This is a genomic window from Flavobacterium sp., assembly GCF_040383245.1.
In the GTDB taxonomy this organism is placed as follows: Bacteria; Bacteroidota; Bacteroidia; order Flavobacteriales; family Flavobacteriaceae; genus Flavobacterium.
Genome location: NZ_JBEIDX010000020.1, coordinates 14,506 through 31,474 on the forward strand (window position 1 = coordinate 14,506; position 16,969 = coordinate 31,474).

The 16,969-nt window shown below is 32.8% G+C and carries 17 protein-coding genes; 8 read left to right on the plus strand and 9 right to left on the minus strand.

What is annotated here, in order from left to right; translation table 11 throughout:
* Positions 1-47 precede the first annotated feature (47 nt).
* Positions 48-1,067: a tetraacyldisaccharide 4'-kinase gene (gene lpxK / locus ABWO08_RS08790; RefSeq protein ID WP_353085252.1), complete on the plus strand. Its 1,020-nt coding sequence runs from the start codon at positions 48-50 to the stop codon at positions 1,065-1,067.
* On the plus strand, positions 1,039-1,851 hold the full coding sequence (locus ABWO08_RS08795; protein ID WP_353085254.1) for a purine-nucleoside phosphorylase: 813 nt from the start codon (positions 1,039-1,041) through the stop codon (positions 1,849-1,851). The genes lpxK and ABWO08_RS08795 overlap by 29 nt, the downstream gene beginning before the upstream one ends.
* Here the strand turns inward: ABWO08_RS08795 and gap are convergent, their stop codons facing one another.
* The 7 genes from gap to recF all read right to left on the minus strand — a co-directional run bounded on the left by gap (position 1,852) and on the right by recF (position 8,440).
* Positions 1,852-2,841, minus strand: a complete 990-nt coding sequence (gap, locus tag ABWO08_RS08800; RefSeq protein ID WP_353085256.1) for a type I glyceraldehyde-3-phosphate dehydrogenase — start codon at positions 2,839-2,841, stop codon at positions 1,852-1,854.
* A gap of 9 nt (positions 2,842-2,850) precedes the next feature.
* Complete coding sequence (lipA, locus tag ABWO08_RS08805; protein ID WP_353085258.1) at positions 2,851-3,720, minus strand: lipoyl synthase; 870 nt, start codon at positions 3,718-3,720, stop codon at positions 2,851-2,853.
* A 119-nt stretch (positions 3,721-3,839) separates the two neighbouring features.
* Positions 3,840-4,391, minus strand: coding sequence for an RNA polymerase sigma factor (locus ABWO08_RS08810; RefSeq protein WP_353085260.1), 552 nt, complete (start codon positions 4,389-4,391; stop codon positions 3,840-3,842).
* The gene (locus ABWO08_RS08815; RefSeq protein ID WP_353085262.1) at positions 4,382-5,488 is read right to left on the minus strand and encodes a glycosyltransferase; all 1,107 of its coding nucleotides are present in this window, start codon (positions 5,486-5,488) and stop codon (positions 4,382-4,384) included. Before ABWO08_RS08815 ends, ABWO08_RS08810 begins: the two co-directional genes overlap by 10 nt.
* A gap of 86 nt (positions 5,489-5,574) precedes the next feature.
* The gene (murB, locus tag ABWO08_RS08820) at positions 5,575-6,588 is read right to left on the minus strand and encodes a UDP-N-acetylmuramate dehydrogenase (protein ID WP_353085264.1); all 1,014 of its coding nucleotides are present in this window, start codon (positions 6,586-6,588) and stop codon (positions 5,575-5,577) included.
* A 70-nt stretch (positions 6,589-6,658) separates the two neighbouring features.
* Positions 6,659-7,333: a DUF2461 domain-containing protein gene (locus ABWO08_RS08825; RefSeq protein WP_353085265.1), complete on the minus strand. Its 675-nt coding sequence runs from the start codon at positions 7,331-7,333 to the stop codon at positions 6,659-6,661.
* Between the two features lie 27 nt (positions 7,334-7,360).
* The gene (gene recF, locus ABWO08_RS08830; protein ID WP_353085267.1) at positions 7,361-8,440 is read right to left on the minus strand and encodes a DNA replication/repair protein RecF; all 1,080 of its coding nucleotides are present in this window, start codon (positions 8,438-8,440) and stop codon (positions 7,361-7,363) included.
* 144 nt (positions 8,441-8,584) lie between these two features.
* Between recF and ABWO08_RS08835 the strand changes: the two genes are divergently transcribed.
* The 6 genes from ABWO08_RS08835 (at position 8,585) to ABWO08_RS08860 (ending at position 14,757) form a co-directional block, all read left to right on the plus strand.
* On the plus strand, positions 8,585-9,379 hold the full coding sequence (locus ABWO08_RS08835; protein WP_353085269.1) for a tetratricopeptide repeat protein: 795 nt from the start codon (positions 8,585-8,587) through the stop codon (positions 9,377-9,379).
* Between the two features lie 80 nt (positions 9,380-9,459).
* Positions 9,460-9,957, plus strand: coding sequence for a 6,7-dimethyl-8-ribityllumazine synthase (ribH, locus tag ABWO08_RS08840; RefSeq protein ID WP_353085271.1), 498 nt, complete (start codon positions 9,460-9,462; stop codon positions 9,955-9,957).
* Between the two features lie 154 nt (positions 9,958-10,111).
* Positions 10,112-11,968, plus strand: a complete 1,857-nt coding sequence (mutL, locus tag ABWO08_RS08845; RefSeq protein ID WP_353085272.1) for a DNA mismatch repair endonuclease MutL — start codon at positions 10,112-10,114, stop codon at positions 11,966-11,968.
* Positions 11,965-12,768 carry a rhomboid family intramembrane serine protease gene (locus ABWO08_RS08850; protein ID WP_353085274.1) on the plus strand — a complete coding sequence of 268 codons (804 nt, stop codon included), beginning with the start codon at positions 11,965-11,967 and terminating at the stop codon, positions 12,766-12,768. The genes mutL and ABWO08_RS08850 overlap by 4 nt, the downstream gene beginning before the upstream one ends.
* 1 nt (position 12,769) lies before the next feature.
* Complete coding sequence (locus ABWO08_RS08855) at positions 12,770-13,633, plus strand: rhomboid family intramembrane serine protease (RefSeq protein ID WP_353085275.1); 864 nt, start codon at positions 12,770-12,772, stop codon at positions 13,631-13,633.
* A gap of 77 nt (positions 13,634-13,710) precedes the next feature.
* Positions 13,711-14,757 (plus strand): endonuclease/exonuclease/phosphatase family protein, encoded by a 1,047-nt coding sequence (locus ABWO08_RS08860; protein ID WP_353085277.1) that lies wholly within the window; start codon positions 13,711-13,713, stop codon positions 14,755-14,757.
* On the opposite strand, the gene ABWO08_RS08865 is transcribed toward ABWO08_RS08860, so the two are convergent.
* Together ABWO08_RS08865 and lepB are read right to left on the minus strand one after the other, a co-directional pair.
* Positions 14,758-15,372, minus strand: a complete 615-nt coding sequence (locus ABWO08_RS08865; protein ID WP_353085279.1) for a WbqC family protein — start codon at positions 15,370-15,372, stop codon at positions 14,758-14,760.
* Between the two features lie 16 nt (positions 15,373-15,388).
* Complete coding sequence (gene lepB, locus ABWO08_RS08870; protein ID WP_353085281.1) at positions 15,389-16,942, minus strand: signal peptidase I; 1,554 nt, start codon at positions 16,940-16,942, stop codon at positions 15,389-15,391.
* Positions 16,943-16,969 lie beyond the last annotated feature (27 nt).

The following is a 16,969-nucleotide window of genomic DNA, read 5'->3' on the forward strand; positions in this document are numbered from 1 at the left end:
TTAAAATAAAATACATTCCAAAGATAAAAAAATGTTACTTTCGTACTATGATTATTTTAAGGTATTTATTATTTCCTTTTGCCATTCTTTATGGATGGATAACCTCTGTGCGAAATTTCCTTTATGATGTTGGATTTCTAAAGTCATTTTCGTTTGACATTCCCGTAATTGCTGTTGGAAATCTTAGTGTGGGTGGAACAGGAAAAACCCCTCAAATAGAATATTTAATTCGGTTGCTTTCGCCAAACTATAAATTGGCCACTTTAAGCAGAGGTTACAAGCGAAAATCAACTGGTTTTATTTTAGCAGATTCTAATTCTTCTGCTGAAATTCTTGGAGATGAACCTTTTCAAATACATCAGAAATTTTCCCAAGTTCAAGTTGCTGTGGATGCGGATAGAAAAAATGGAATTGAAAAATTACTTTCTTTAAAAGAGAAGCCTGATGTTATTTTGTTAGACGATGCATTTCAACACCGACGAGTGAAAGCTGGTTTTTATATAATGCTTTCTGCTTTTGATGATTTATTTTATAAAGATTTCATGCTTCCAACAGGAAATCTTCGAGAGAGTAGAAGCGGAGCAAGTCGTGCCGATTTAATTATCATTACCAAATGCCCTAGAGATTTATCAGAAATGGAACAGCAAAATATAAAGGAAAAAATAGGAGCAAAGGTCCCTGTTTTTTTTAGCTTTATTGATTATGATGATTTGGTTTATAATCAAAATGAAAGCAAAAAACTAAGTGAAGTAATATCGTTAGATAAACTTGTTGTTGCAGGTATTGCTAAACCAGAGCCGTTTTTTAAACATCTAAATGCTGCAAATGACGAATGCATGGTATTTCCTGATCATCATTTTTTTACCGAAAAAGACATTCAACAAATTGAAGACAAAGCAAAAAACAAAATCATAATTACGACTGAAAAAGATTTTGTGCGATTAGCTAATCGAAACTTAAATGCCCCAATTTATTATTTGCCAATTAAAAGTAATTTTCTTTCAAAAAGTGAAGAATTAGATAATAAAATAAAAAATTATGTGGGAGCAAGTTCAAGAAACCGTTAGTTTTATTCAAAGTAAATTCAGTTTTACTCCAGAATATGGTGTGATATTAGGATCTGGTTTAGGTGGTTTCACCGAAGACATCCAAATTGAATACAGTATTTCTTATTCTGAAATCCCAAATTTTCCAATATCAACAGTTCAAGGTCATAAAGGCGCTCTAGTTTTTGGAACTGTAGGAAACAAAAAAGTTGTGGCAATGCAAGGTCGTTTTCATTATTATGAAGGCTATGATATGAAGCAAGTGACTTTTCCGGTAAGGGTGATGAAAATGTTAGGAGTTTCTAAATTAGTTGTCTCAAATGCTTCAGGTGGCGTGAATCCTAACTATAAAATCGGTTCCATTATTTTGATAAAAGATCATATTAATATGATGCCCGAACATCCGTTAAGAGGAAAAAATGACGAGCGATTTGGCCCCCGTTTTGTAAATATGAGCGAGCCCTATAGTAAAGCCATGTTGTTTAAAGCAAAACAAATTGCTGCCTCGCTAAATATTGAAGTTCAGGAAGGTGTTTATATGGGATTGCAAGGACCTACATTTGAAACTTTATCAGAATACCGAATGGTTAAAAATATTGGTGCTGATTGTGTAGGGATGTCTACCGTTCCCGAAGTTATTGTGGCGCGCCATATGGATATGGAAGTTTTCGGATTGTCTGTAGTTACCGATATGGGTGATGAGGAAAATATTGAAGAAGTCAATCATGCCGAAGTGTTGAAGGCTGCAGAAAAAGCAGAACCTTCTGTTCGAAAATTAATAAAAGAATTGATTTCCCAGTATTAATTACTTATTGATAAATTGAATTAAGTCTATTATTCGAGACGAATAACCAATTTCATTATCATACCAACCCACCACTTTGACCATTTTATCGATGACAGAGGTAAGTTGTGCATCAAAAACACAGGAATTTTTATTGCCAATAATATCCACAGATACAATAGGATCTTCGGTGTAATCTAGGATGCCTTTTAAGTTAGTTTCTGCAGCTTTTTTAAATGCCAAATTAATTTCTTCAATAGCTACTTTTCGGCTCACATTAAAAGTGATATCCGTTAAGGAACCATCTGCAACAGGAACTCGAATTCCACAACCTCCAATTTTACCATCCAATTCTGGAAATATTTTAGTCAGCGCTTTTGCCGCCCCAGTGGTAGTAGGAACAATCGATTGACTTGCGCTTCGTGCTCTTCGTAAATCGTGATGGGGTTGATCGTGCAAACTTTGATCGGTGGTGTAGGAGTGAACTGTAGTGATGTAAGCTTGTTCAATGCCACACAAATCATGAATCACTTGCATCATGGGTGCCGCATTATTCGTTGTGCAACTTGCATTGGAAACAATAATTTCTGTTCCGTCTAAGATATGTTCGTTAACTCCAAGAACCACAGTTTTTATTTCGGAAACTTCTGATGGTGCAGAAAGAATTACTCTTTTTGCTCCAGCTGCAATATGGGCATTTATCTCAGTAAAGGATTTATATTTTCCGGTTGCTTCAATTACAAAGTCGATATCGTTCCATTGTAAATTTGAAATTTCACTTTCATGAAAAAATGAATATGCTTTCCCGTCTACTATAATTGCTTTATCAGAATAGGAAACAGCATAAGGCAAAACACCATGAATACTGTCATATTTGATAAGATGTGCCATGGTTTTGTTGTCTGCAATATCATTAATTGCAACGACTTCAATATTTGGATGATTAAGGAGCAACCTAAAAAGATTTCTTCCAATTCTTCCAAAACCGTTTATGGCAATTCTTGTTTTCAATTAGTTGAATTAAAGGATGTGTTTTTCAGCATGATAAGAAGAACGAACTAAGGCGCCACTTTCAACATGACGGAACCCCATTTCTTTTCCTATTTTTTCATACTTTTCAAATTGCTCTGGAGTGATATATTCTTTTACCGGAAGGTGTTTTTTACTTGGTTGTAAATACTGTCCAATAGTAATGATGTCTACATTTTGATTGCGAATATCTTGCATGGTTTCAATAACTTCTACCTCGGTTTCTCCAAGTCCAAGCATGATTCCCGATTTGGTTCTACGGATTCCTTTTTCTTTCAAATAGCGCAACACTTCTAAGCTCTTATCGTATTTTGCTTGAATACGAACTTCTCTTGTTAATCTTCGAACGGTTTCCATGTTGTGAGAAACCACCTCTGGATTGGCTTCAACAATTCGGTCAATATTTCTAGTGTTTCCTTGAAAGTCTGGGATTAAAGTTTCTAAGGTTGTGTTTGGATTCATTCTTCGAATCGCTTGAACTGTTTCAAGCCAAATGATAGAACCCATATCTTTAAGATCGTCTCGATCTACACTTGTAATTACGGCATGCTTAATTTTCATGATCTTTATAGAGCGAGCCACTTTTTCGGGTTCATCCCAATCAACCGTTTCTGGACGGCCAGTTTTTACTCCGCAAAATCCACAAGATCGGGTGCAAATGTTTCCAAGAATCATAAAAGTTGCAGTTCCTTCTCCCCAACATTCGCCCATATTTGGACAGCTGCCCGATGCACAAATAGTGTTTAACTTATAGTTATCTACTAAGCCTCTTAATTCGGTGTATTTTTGTCCAATTGGCAATTTAACCTTGAGCCACTTTGGTTTACCTACAGGTAATGTATTTTCAGAAATTGATTCCATGCCTTAATTTTTCGATAGCAAAGATAAGTATATTGGATTTAGAAATAAGAAAAACAATTCTGAAAAAAAATCTAAATTTTATGATTTAACTTCAAATTTGTTACTAATAGGAATTATTCTTAATGCTTATTTTGGATAATCTCTGCAAGTAGTTTTTTGGCTCTAAGTAATTTGATTTTAACATTACTTAAAGGCTCATTTAATTGTTCTGAAATTTCCTGGTAGCTCATCTCTTGAAAATAACGCAATTGTATTACTTCTTGATAATGAGGTTTTAGCTCTTTTATGAACTGAAGAAGTTGAGCTAGGTTTTGCTCCGTAATAATTTCGTCTTCTGCAGACGGGGAATTATCAGCTACATTATGTGCTTGTTGGTCTTGATCTTCTGTGATTTCTACAAATAAACTTGACTTTTTTTTGCGAAGTAAATCAATGTGTACATTTTTGGCAATAGCAATCAGCCAAGTGTTAAATTGATATTCTGGATTATAAGTAGCTAATTTATCAAATGCCTTGGAGAAAGTCTCTATAGTAATATCTTCCGAATCGGTTTCATTTTCGGTGCGTTTAAGCATAAAGCCATACACTTCATTCCAATAATGATCTAGTATAAATGTGAATGCCACTTGGTCACCATTCTTAGCTTTTTCTATATAGGAAATTATTTCCACTGCACCGGTTTTGAGAACATATTAGAAAAGAAAATATTTAATTGAGTAAATATAATAATTACTTCAATTATTGGAAACCAATACATTACATCTTTTTCTTTTAGTTTTCCTGCTGCGAATCCCATTGTTGTCCATGCAAAAATATAGCGAAATCCAATAATACTAAGCACTACAATCCATTGATATTGGAATGCAAGTAATATAATAGGAATTAATATAAATAATAATTGGGAAATATAAAACAGGTTCAATTGTGCTCTGTCAAATCCTTTATAATGTTCAGATGTTGCAATATGTTTTCTTTTTTGTGCAAACCATTCTTTAAAACTAGTTTTTGGTTTTGTGAATGTAAAGCTTTCTGCAGAATAACAAATTGTTGTGTTTTTTGAGTTTGCCGCTTGGTTTATGAATAAATCATCATCTCCAGATCTAATTTTCATGTGATCCATGAATCCACGGACTTTAAAAAACTCTTCTCTTTTATAAGCCATATTTCTTCCAACTCCCATATAAGGTTTGCCTAATTTTGCCCAAGAAAAATATTGGGTTGCAGTAAGCATTGTTTCAAAACGAATGATCTTATTTAAAAAGGAATTTTTGACTTTTTCATAAGCACCATATCCTAAAACGATTGTTTTTTCGATGGTAAATTGTGAGCTCATTTCTTTAATCCATTCAGTGGAAACCGGATAGCAATCGGCGTCTGTAAATAAAAGATATTCGTTTTTCGCCGCCTTAATTCCAAGGGTAAGTGCAAATTTTTTATTTCCCCAAAAAGCTTCGTTATTTTCTACTTTAACCAATTTCACATTGGAATATTGTTTTTCAAAAGCTTCAAATAATTCTAAGGTATCGTCGCTTGAAGCATCATCAATTAATACAATTTCGTAATCGGGATAGTTTTGTTGTGCTAATAAAGGAATAAAGTTCTTTACATTTTCTTCTTCGTTTTTAGCGCATACAATTACAGAAATGGGTACTCTTTTTGGAGTTGAGACTTGTGGTTTAGCAAATGAAAATTTGCCAAAAAACACGATGTAATATATAAATTGAACAACTACAACAGCAATAAATAAACAAAGTAAAATTAGTAGCATAATGGCTTTATTGTCTTTTTTTTAACGAGTGCAAAAGTACAAAATTCAATTTTGAAATACGAAATATGACAAGTGAAATTTTCGAATTAAATCACATTCACTTCCGCTTCAATTGCAATCCCAAATTTATTTAAAACTGTAGCTTGAATGTCTCTTGAAACTGCAAGAATTTCTTGCCCTGTTGCATTGCCATAATTTACTAAAACTAAGGCCTGATTTTTATGAATTCCGGCATCTCCAAAGCGTTTCCCTTTAAATCCAGCTTGTTCGATTAACCATCCTGCAGGAACTTTAACCTCGGTTTCAGAAACTACATAATGTGGCATTTCTGGAAACTGCGCATGTGCTTTTTCATACAATTCCTTTGGGATTATTGGATTCTTGAAAAAACTTCCACTATTTCCTAATTCTTTCGGATCGGGTAGTTTGCTTTGGCGAATGGCAATTACCGCGTTAGAAACCTCTTTTAGAGTTGGAGTAACTATGTTGTTTTTTTCTAATTCTTTGGTAATGTCACCATAAGCGGTGTTTATTTTATGGTTTCTTTTGGTTAGTTTGAAAACCACCGATGTAATTACATATTGATCTTTGGCTTCTTGCTTGAAAATGCTTTCACGATAGCCAAATTTACATTCCTCTTTAGTGAAAGTTCTCAGTTCTTGCGAGTCAATATTTACGGCAGTGCAAGAAACAAAAGTGTCTTTTATCTCGGTGCCGTAAGCACCAATATTTTGAACCGGGGTAGTGCCAACATTACCTGGTATAAGCGACATATTTTCTAATCCACCAAGATTTTGATCGATTGACCACAAAACAAATTCATGCCACACTTCTCCTGCTTGACTTTCAACCCAAACATAATCATCGTCTTCCTTGATGATTTTCTTTCCTTTTAAATCAACATGAATTACTAAAGCATTAATATCCTGAGTCAATAGCATGTTGCTTCCTCCACCCAAAATAAATTTGGCTTCCGTTTTATAAGTTGCTAAAATTTGTTTCAACTCTTCAATCGAATGAACGGCAACAAATTGTTTTGCTTTCGCTTCAATGCCAAAGGTGTTGTGTTTTTTTAAGGAAAAGTTATTTTGAATTTGCATAAGTAATTTCGAAATGTGATTTACAAAAGTAACTAAATTAGAATTTCTTAATTTGTATTTTTAATTGAATTTATTCATCGGTTTCTAAGCCTCTTCTTAGAAAGTCATTTAATGGTTTTAACAGAATTAATTGCCCTGCTATTTTTTTGCTGAAATTTGCATCGGTAAATACAGATTCATTAATTTTATGAGTTGTTGTGAAACTTTTTAATTTTAAAAATTCAATTGCAGGATGATTTGGATCAAAATCTTTCGGTGCTTTTTTCAATACATTATTTTCCCCTCGATCCAATTGGCCAAACTCTTTTTTGAAATTTTTATTTGAAACAATTTCTTCTAAATCATCATGAAAAAATTCAATTTCTTTTCTAATTTTTTTCAATTCATTGGCTTCCGGACACCATACGCCACCTGCAATAAAACAATTTCCAGGTTCGTAATGAATATAGTATCCGGGTGCGTTTTTTTGATTTCTATCCTGTGACATCCAAACGCCAATATTGGTTTTGTAGGGCGATTTGTCTTTTGAAAAACGAATGTCTCTATTGATTCTAAAAGTGCAATTTTTAATTTCTAATGGTTCTAAAAACGGATCCAACTGCTTCATCTCTGATAAAATGGAACCAATAAATTGATGATAATCTTTTTTATAACCTTCGTAACGCTTTTTATTTGCGTGCATCCACTCGGTGTTGTTATTGGCAATCAAATCGTTTAAAAATTGCAAAGCTTCTTTTGTGATCATACTCTTTTTTTGATTTAATTCAAATAGTTACAAGTTAAATATTTTGTAACTCTGATGCGTAGTTTTTACAATGTTTTCTGTTCGTTCGGGATGCGTATCAGAAATGAATAATTGTCCAAATTCTTCTTGATTAACCATTTCTACAATTTTACCAACCCGAGTTTCATCAAGTTTATCGAAAATATCATCCAATAGTAAAATGGGTTTCTCCCCGGATTGTTTTTTTACAAATTCGAATTGAGCCAATTTTAATGCAATTAAAAAGGACTTTTGCTGACCTTGTGATCCGAATTTTTTGATAGGGTAGGAATCAATTTGAAAAACCAAATCGTCTTTATGAATTCCCACCGAAGTATATTGCAAAGCTCTGTCTTTTGCTAAATTCTGCTCTAATAGCGTTAAGGTATCCTTTTCAAGTAAATGACTTTCGTAAACTAATTGTACCGACTCTCCCGATCCAGTAATGGCTTGATGGTGTTTATTAAAAATGGGTAAAAATGCGGCAATAAACTCTTTTCTTTTTTCAAAAATTACATTTCCAAAGTCATTTAGTTGTTCATTGTAAATCGATAAAGTTTCGTTTTCAAAAACATGATTAAGAGCAAAATATTTTAATAAGGCATTGCGCTGACTTACAATTTTATGATATTGAATTAAGGTTTGTAAATAGGAGGAGTCCAGTTGTGAAATTACCGTGTCCATAAATTTTCTTCGGGTTTCACTTCCTTCAATAATCAAATCGTTGTCGGCAGGAGAAATAATAACCACTGGAATAAATCCAATATGATCCGAAAACTTTTCATACGCTTTGCCATTTCGCTTTAAAATTTTCTTTTGTCCTTTTTTAAAACTGCAAACAATCTGTTCTTGGCGATTGGCTTTTTCAAAAGTTCCATCAATTACAAAAAAATCTTCATCGTGCTTTATATTTTGAACTGCAAGCGGATTAAAATAACTTTTTCCATTTGCTAAGTGAAACACTGCATCGAGCACATTGGTCTTTCCAACACCATTCTTACCAACAAAACAGTTTATTTTGTCGTCAAATTCGAAGGAAACTTCCGAAAAATTTTTATAATTAAATAGAGATATCTTTTTTAAAAACATGTGTTACAGCTTGCAAATACTACAAAAAGCAGTATTAATTTTAATCTTTTTTTAGGTGCCTGCAAATTATTGAAAAATATCGATAAAAATCGCTTTTAATTATCAATAAATATTTTATTTTTGCACACACTAAATTTAAATTAAATGGCAACTTATAATAAAAGAGGTTACAAAACTCCAAAAGAGAAAGAAGAAAAATTAGATAATAATTTTATCGAGGATACACCAAATGTAGACGAAAAAGATAGTACAACAGCAAAAGCTTTTGATACACTTGATCAAGGTGCTTCTAAAATTGAGGATTGGGTTGCTAAAAACCAAAAATACATCTTAAATGCTTTACTAGTAGTTGTAATTGCTACAGTAGGATATTTATCTTATCAAAAATTTGTTGTAGAGCCTAAAGAAGAAGAAGCAACTTCTGATTTATTTGTAGCCCAACAAAACTTTCAATTGGCTGCAGATGCAACGAATCCTAAATCACAAGATTCATTATACAATTTAGTTTTAAAAGGATCTGAAGGAAAACAAGGTGCTGTTGGAATTGCTGAGCAATATGCAGGAACAGATTCTGGTAACATTGCCAACTATTATGCAGGTATTGCAAATTTATATTTGAAAAAATACGATACTGCAATTCAATATTTAGAGAAATTCTCTTCTAAAGATAATTTTTTAAGCTCAATTGCATTAGGTGCTATTGGAGATGCGTGGTCAGAAAAAAATGATGCAAACAAAGCATTAGAATACTATGAAAAAGCCGCTCGTTTAAACACTAACGAATTTACAACACCTAAATATTTATTTAAAGCAGGACAAACTGCTTTAGAATTAGGAAACAAAGCATCGGCTTTAAAATATTTTACTGAAATAAAAGAAAAATACGAGGCAACTCCTGAAGCTCAAAATATTGATGCTTTAATTGGAATGGCGCAGTAATTAGTATTCAGTATTCAATGTCCAGTTTGCAGTTTAATGCTTTTCTGAACACTGTAAACTGAGGACTGAAAACTATAAAAATGGCTACAGCTAATAAGAACTTATCAAATTACGATAAAAACACAATCCCAAATGCGAAAGATTTTCGGTTTGGGATTGTTGTTTCAGAGTGGAACGATCACATTACCGAAGGGCTTTATAACGGCGCTTTAACTGCGCTTTTAGATTGCGGTGCGGTACAAGAAAATATCATTCGTTGGAATGTTCCCGGTAGTTTTGAACTAGTTTATGGAGCGCAACGTATGATTGTTACCCAAAATGTTGATGTTGTAATTACAATAGGATGCGTTATTAAAGGTGAAACCATGCACTTTGAATTTGTTTGCGAAGGCGTAACCCAAGGAATTAAAGATTTAAATGTACAAACTGATGTTCCAGTTATCTTTTGTTTATTGACCGATAATAATGAGCAACAATCGATTGATAGAAGTGGAGGAGTTCATGGAAATAAAGGAACCGAAGCTGCAATTGCCGCAATAAAAATGGCCGAATTACGTCGAATATCAGAAAAAGAATAAAGTTTTAAACTACTATAATTATAAAACCTGTTCTTGACGAATAGGTTTTTCTTTTTTTACACCTTCTTAACTAAATTTACCTATAGATTTTACTTAAATTTGTTAACTTTGTTTTCTAAGTCCTCGGACCCCAAAACCCAGAACCCCATAAAAAATGTCAAGCATAATTCAATTACTTCCCGATCATGTTGCCAACCAGATTGCCGCTGGAGAAGTAGTTCAGCGACCTGCTTCGGTAGTTAAAGAATTGCTTGAAAATGCGGTAGATGCAAAAGCAACCGACATTAAATTGATAATTAAAGATGCGGGTAAAGCATTAATTCAGGTTATTGATAATGGAGTAGGGATGAGTGTTACTGATGCACGCTTGTGCTTTGAGCGTCATGCTACTTCCAAAATTAGACAAGCCGAAGATTTATTTTCCATTCATACCAAAGGATTTCGTGGTGAAGCATTAGCGTCCATTGCTGCGATTGCGCATGTGGAAATGAAAACGAAGCAAGATCAAGAAGAATTAGGGAATCATATAATTATTGAAGGTAGTAAATTTGTTTCTCAAGAGCCTGCCGTTTTACCAAAAGGTACTTCATTTGCAGTAAAAAATTTATTTTATAATATTCCGGCAAGGAGAAATTTTCTAAAATCGGATACGGTAGAATTTCGACATGTATTAGATGAATTTCAAAGGGTTGCTTTGGCACATCCCAACATTTATTTTACAATGTATCACAATGGAAGTGAGATGTTTAATTTGCCAAATTCCAATTTAAGACAACGAATTGTAACAATATTTTCTGGAAAAACTAATGAAAAATTAGTTCCTATTCAAGAACATACCGATATTTTAAGCATTCAAGGATTTGTTGGCAAACCAGAATTTGCAAAGAAAAATAGAGCGGAGCAGTTTTTCTTTGTGAACGACAGATACATTAGAAGTAATTATTTGCACCATGCTGTGATGAATGCCTATGAAGGGCTACTTCCTAACGGCGCGCAACCAAGTTATTTTATTTATTTAAATGTGCCGCCACATACTATTGATATCAATATTCATCCTACCAAAACTGAAATTAAGTTTGATGATGAACAAGCACTGTATGCTATTTTAAGATCGGCTATAAAACATAGTTTGGGTCAATTTAATGTCGTTCCAATATTAGATTTTGATAGAGATCCAAATTTGGATACGCCCTATGATTATCAAAATAAAAGTGCAGAATACCCAACAGTTCAAGTGGATCGTACCTTTAATCCATTTTCAGATGAAAAGCCAACCCATTCTAATTCAAGTGGAAGTACATCCTCTTCTTTTAAAAAGGTTGATACTACTCAAAATTGGGAAAGTTTGTATGTAGGTTTAAAGCAAGATACTTTTGAAATTGATAATTTTTCAATTGAAAATGATGAAGTAACGGCCTCTTTTTTTGACGAAAAAGAAGAAGAACAAGTTGCAAAACACACCTATCAAATTCAAAAAAAATACATTGTTAGTCCGATTAAATCGGGGATGGTTATCATAAACCAAAACCGTGCCCACCAACGTGTTTTGTACGAACAGTTATTAACTAACATGACCGTGCAGCAGGCTTCGAGCCAGCAATTGTTATTTCCGTTGCAGGTTTCGTTTTCTGTAAATGAATTAAAGATAATATCCGAATTACAACCCGCTCTAGAAACAATAGGATTTGTATTTAGTTGGGAATCTGAAGAATTAAATATTTTAGGTATTCCATCAAATACTACCGAAAGTGAAGTGAAATTAGTATTAGAACAATTAGTTAGCGATTTGCAAGACGGAATTCCCGATAGTAGCTTTAGTCAAAATGATACTATTGCTAAATCAATGGCAAAAAGTTTAGCAGTTAAAACCGGAATGTATTTAACAGAAAAAGAACAAGAAAATTTAGTTAATAATTTATTTGCTTGTAAGGAGCCTAATGTTTCTCCATTTCAAAAACCAACTTTCATCACGATGCGTGTAGAAGATATTGATAAAAGATTTACCTTATGATGAGAATAACGCCAGTTGTTAAACAACTTTTGATAATAAATATTATTTTTTTCATTGGTACACAAGTTGTGCCTGGTACATTTGATTTATTTTCAATGTATTATCCCGAAAGTGATAAGTTCAAGCTATGGCAGCCCTTAACGCATATGTTTATGCATGGAGGAATAACGCATATTTTCTTTAATATGTTTGCTTTATTTTCATTTGGTAGTGCATTGGAACATTTTTGGGGAGGAACCAAATTTTTATTTTTTTATATTTCTTGTGGATTGGGTGCTGCATTGTTGCATTCAACGGTAAATTATATTCAAATTCACAATTTACTTTCGGAGGTTGCCAATTTAAATTTGTCAGATTCAGATATGCATCTTTTGCTTAACGCCGATTTCCAATCGGTTTTTGATACAGATGGGCATCTTTTGCCGAGCAAAATGAAAACCATTTTAGAAGCTGCACATTGTTCACAAGAGCAATTTAATTCAATTATTCAAGCGTCTATGTTGTCTAAAGTTCCTGTTGTAGGTGCTTCGGGAGCTATTTACGGATTGTTAGTTGCTTTTGCTTTTATGTTTCCAATGGCCGAATTGGGAATTATGTTTATTCCCATTCCAATTAAAGCCAAGTATTTTGTGCCAGGTTTATTAGTAATCGATTTATTTTTAGGGTTTAATGGTCAATCAATATTTGGTGCCGGAAGCACTGGTGTTGCACATTTTGCCCATATTGGCGGAGCAATAACAGGCTTTATTATGATGTGGTATTGGAAGAAAAATCAGTTTAAACACAATCGCTGGAATTAATATGACCGTATTTGACGATATTAAATTGCAATATAAAATTGGTGGCGTGGCCAATAGAATTATCTATTGGAATGTAGGTGCGTTTCTAGTATCGCTGATTTTTTTCTATCAATTTAAAGTTGGTGCTTTTTCGTATCCTAAATGGTTAGTTTTATCTTCCAATCCAAACGATTTAGTTTATTTTCCAAACACTTTATTAACCTATGCTTTTTTGCATAGTGGTTTTTGGCATTTGTTTTTTAACATGTCGGTGTTGAATTTTTCAAGCCGACTATTTCTAACCTTTTTCACCCAAAAGCAATTTTTAGGATTGTATGTTCTAAGCGCAATTTTTGCTGGATTGGCATTTGTTTTAGGATATTATTTCTTGAATTTAAGCTCCACTTTAGTTGGTGCTTCTGCAGCAGTGATGGCAATATTAGTTGCTGCGACTACCTATCAACCTCTAATGCAGATTCGGTTGTTGTTAATTGGAACTATTAAACTTTGGCATTTAACTGCTGTAATTTTATTGCTTGATGCAATGCATGTTATGACAGAAAATACAGGTGGCCATATTGCACATTTGGCTGGTGCTTTTTTTGGATTTGTTTACATCAAACTATTAATAAATGGAACTGATTTAAGTATTCTTGTGAGTAAGGTATTGGATTTTTTTGTTAATTTGTTTCAACCTAGTAAAAAAACACCGTTTAGAAAAGTACATGTAAATCCTAAAAAGCCCTCTACTAAATCTGCTAGTAAGATTGTAATAAAAGACAAACACCAGCAGCAAATAGACGAAATTTTAGATAAAATTAGCCAATCGGGTTACGATGCCTTAACTGCCGAAGAAAAAGAATTTCTTTTTAAAGCAGGGAAATAGAGGGAAGTTTTAAAGTTTAAGGTTTAATTTGTTTCAAAAAAAACTGAGAAACTAAATACCTTAGTATCTTAAAAAATATGAATAAACTATCGTGGGTAAATAAAGTAATGTTTTCCTTCAATATAGTGCTTACTGTATTGACTTTCCTTGCTTATGTTTTACCCTTTTTAGCTCCCAATTTTTTTCCAATTTTATCGGTATTGACATTAATACTTCCTTTATTTTTAATTATAAACGGATTGTTTTTTCTTTATTGGTTATTTCAATTAAAACGCCAAATGATTATTTCGGGTATCGTATTAATTATCGGAATCACTTTTATAAATAAGTTTTACAAATTTTCATCCAATCCAACTCCCGAAGAGGATAAAGATTTTATTGTAATGAGTTACAATGTACGTTTGTTTAATCTATTCAATTGGATACCTCAAGAACATATTGGTGATACCATACGTCAATTTATTAATGATCAAAATCCTGATATTCTTTGTATTCAGGAATATTCAAAAACAGCCAAAGTAGATTTGCGGGTTTATAAGCACAAGTTTATTTTTATGAAAGGCGATAACATAAAAACGGGTCAGGCAATTTTCTCAAAATATCCAATTGTAAATGAAGGAAATATTGAATTTCCGGAGTCAAATAATTTGATTGTTTTTGCAGATCTTAGAAAAGGTAAAGACACGATTCGGGTTTATAATATGCACTTACAGTCAATAAAAATTTCTCCCGATGTAAATGAAATACAAGACAATGTAGATTCTATTAGTCAGCATAAATCACAAATGATGTTGAAGCGTATAAGTCTCGCTTTTAAAAAACAACAACTTCAAGCCGAAATTTTAAGAAACCACAAAAAGAACTGTCATTATCCAATGATAATCTGTGGAGATATGAATAACAGTGCTTTTTCGTATGTGTATCGAAGTATAAAAGGAAATTTAAGTGATTGTTTTGAAGAAGCTGGAAATGGTTTTGGGGAAACCTATAATTTTAAATACTATCCTGCACGAATTGATTATATTTTTGCCGATAAAAAAATGATAGTAAAAAGCTTTGATAACTTCCCTTCATTTAAAAATTCCGATCATTATCCAATTACAACAAGATTGATGATGGAATAATTAAAGCGTTTGTCTCTTTAAATAATCCTTTGCGTAACGCCCTTCGTTAAACAACAAATCCAAAATGCTAAGATTATTTAGGAATCCATGTTTTTCTTCAAAAACTTGAGTATACGATTCTAATTGAGTAGTGTCTTTTTTTCCGTTGATTAAGTACCTAAAATCTTCATGATCGGGAACTTCATGAAAATATTCTGTTGTTTTTTGTGGATTGAAATCCATGCCCAAACATTTTGAAACCAATTCCATGGTTTGCAAATTTAAATCCATTAAAAAGGTATGTTTCTTAGTGAAAATCGGCATTAAGTCATCTTCAAAATATTCAAAAAATGGGGAAGTTCTATAGGCAGCTTCCAATGATTTGAAATGTTGTTTTTGCCAATCAAATGCAGTTTCCAATTTTACATCTTGAATTTTTTGATGTGTATTTTTAGAGTGTTTAATAGGAATATTTAATAGTTGGATTCCATTCGGACTATAAATATACATCCGATTTCGGTTGGTTTGTTTCTGAAAATTATCTTCCATTTCTAAAGTCACAGCTTCAGCATTTATCATAGCGATATAGTGACTTATAGAAGGAAAGTAACTTGGATGAATTAAAATAGATTTCATTCAATTAAAATTGCAACTAGATTTTTTTATCAGCTTTGCGTTTTTTCCAGAAGTACTCGCCAACAAAATATAAGGCCAATAAACCTAAGAAATATTTGAAATATGATTCTGGTTGGCCTTCACCACTAACGGTTGTAAACAATCTATTCCAACGGATTTTATTCATAATTCCTTCACCGTTTGAATCCCAACTCATCCAAATAAATATTGGTTTACCAACAATATGATCACCTGGAACATAACCCCAAAAACGGCTGTCTTCCGAGTTGTGACGGTTATCACCCATCATCCAATAATAATCTTGTTGGAAGGTATATGATTTTGTTTTTTTACCATTAATGTAAATATCGGATCCTTTGATCTCCAATTTATTTTTTTCATACTCCGTAATAATTCGACTATAAAACGGTAAAGTTTCCATGTTTATAGCTACTGATTTTCCTTCTTGCGGAATATAAATTGGTCCAAAATTATCAACGTTCCAATCTTTAGTATGAGGGAAAGTTGAGCGATCTGCCTCTTTGTGAATGATTCGCGTTACCGATTTTATTCCAGCAACACCTTTAAATCGTTCAACACTAGAAGCCGGTAATGCACTAAAATAAATGGTGTCTTTTGTATTATTGATACCATATCTGTCGGTAATATCCAATTCTTTGAACAACGATTCAAATTCGATTGTAGCTGTTGGATCAATAGCCATTTTATAGGAATATTGAGGTTTTGCTCTTTCTGGAAGTATTAATTCTTTTCCGTTAATGAAAATAATTCCGTCTTTAATTGCTAATGAATCACCTGGAATTCCAACACATCTTTTTACATAATTTGATTTTTTATCTACCGGTTTATCTGCTTTTCTACCAGACGTATCGAAGAACTTTTCAACGGTATCCACCGGCCAATTGAAAACTACAATATCATTGTTTTTAATTTTTTCAACACCTGGAAATCTGAAATAAGGTAATTGAGGCCATTTGCAATACGATTTTATATGCACTAGCGGCAACGTATCATGAACCATAGGTGCAGCAACTGAAGTCATTGGAGTTCTTGCTCCGTAATTCATTTTACTTACAAATAGAAAATCACCTATAAGTAATGATTTTTCTAACGATGCAGTAGGAATTGTAAAAGGCTGAATGAAATAGGTATGTACAAAAGTCGCCACAATGATTGCAAACAATAGTGAACTTACAGTATCTCCAGTTTTAGTTGCAGCATTGGTATCTCTATTAGAAATATAATTTACATCTTGAGTAAAATTGATATAATAGATATAAAGTCCGAAAGTTGCAATAACTAAAAAGGTGTCTAATGAAGATTTTCTTCCAAAACTTCTTAAAGTCTCTACCCAAATAACCGGAAACATGATTAAATTAATAACAGGAATGAAAAGTAAAAAAGTCCACCAAGTAGGTCGATTAATAATTTTCATTAATACAATTGAATTGTAAACCGGGATAGCTGCCTCCCAAGATTTTCTACCTGCTTTTACGTATAATTTCCAAGTTCCAAAATAGTGAACTGCTTGAACTGCTAGGAAAAAGATAATCCATTGATATAGGTTCATAGTAATTTAGTTTAAGGTTTAAAGTTT

Coding starts and splice junctions, on each gene's coding strand:
- ABWO08_RS08835 (WP_353085269.1), top strand. CDS start 8,585: ATGGCAACTTATAATAAAAGAGGTTACAAAACTCCAAAAGAGAAAGAA.
- ABWO08_RS08825 (WP_353085265.1), bottom strand. CDS start 7,333: ATGATCACAAAAGAAGCTTTGCAATTTTTAAACGATTTGATTGCCAAT.
- recF (WP_353085267.1), bottom strand. CDS start 8,440: ATGTTTTTAAAAAAGATATCTCTATTTAATTATAAAAATTTTTCGGAA.
- lipA (WP_353085258.1), bottom strand. CDS start 3,720: ATGGAATCAATTTCTGAAAATACATTACCTGTAGGTAAACCAAAGTGG.
- ABWO08_RS08815 (WP_353085262.1), bottom strand. CDS start 5,488: ATGCTACTAATTTTACTTTGTTTATTTATTGCTGTTGTAGTTGTTCAA.
- ABWO08_RS08850 (WP_353085274.1), top strand. CDS start 11,965: ATGATGAGAATAACGCCAGTTGTTAAACAACTTTTGATAATAAATATT.
- ABWO08_RS08855 (WP_353085275.1), top strand. CDS start 12,770: ATGACCGTATTTGACGATATTAAATTGCAATATAAAATTGGTGGCGTG.
- lepB (WP_353085281.1), bottom strand. CDS start 16,942: ATGAACCTATATCAATGGATTATCTTTTTCCTAGCAGTTCAAGCAGTT.
- murB (WP_353085264.1), bottom strand. CDS start 6,588: ATGCAAATTCAAAATAACTTTTCCTTAAAAAAACACAACACCTTTGGC.
- ribH (WP_353085271.1), top strand. CDS start 9,460: ATGGCTACAGCTAATAAGAACTTATCAAATTACGATAAAAACACAATC.
- mutL (WP_353085272.1), top strand. CDS start 10,112: ATGTCAAGCATAATTCAATTACTTCCCGATCATGTTGCCAACCAGATT.
- ABWO08_RS08795 (WP_353085254.1), top strand. CDS start 1,039: ATGTGGGAGCAAGTTCAAGAAACCGTTAGTTTTATTCAAAGTAAATTC.
- lpxK (WP_353085252.1), top strand. CDS start 48: ATGATTATTTTAAGGTATTTATTATTTCCTTTTGCCATTCTTTATGGA.
- ABWO08_RS08860 (WP_353085277.1), top strand. CDS start 13,711: ATGAATAAACTATCGTGGGTAAATAAAGTAATGTTTTCCTTCAATATA.
- ABWO08_RS08865 (WP_353085279.1), bottom strand. CDS start 15,372: ATGAAATCTATTTTAATTCATCCAAGTTACTTTCCTTCTATAAGTCAC.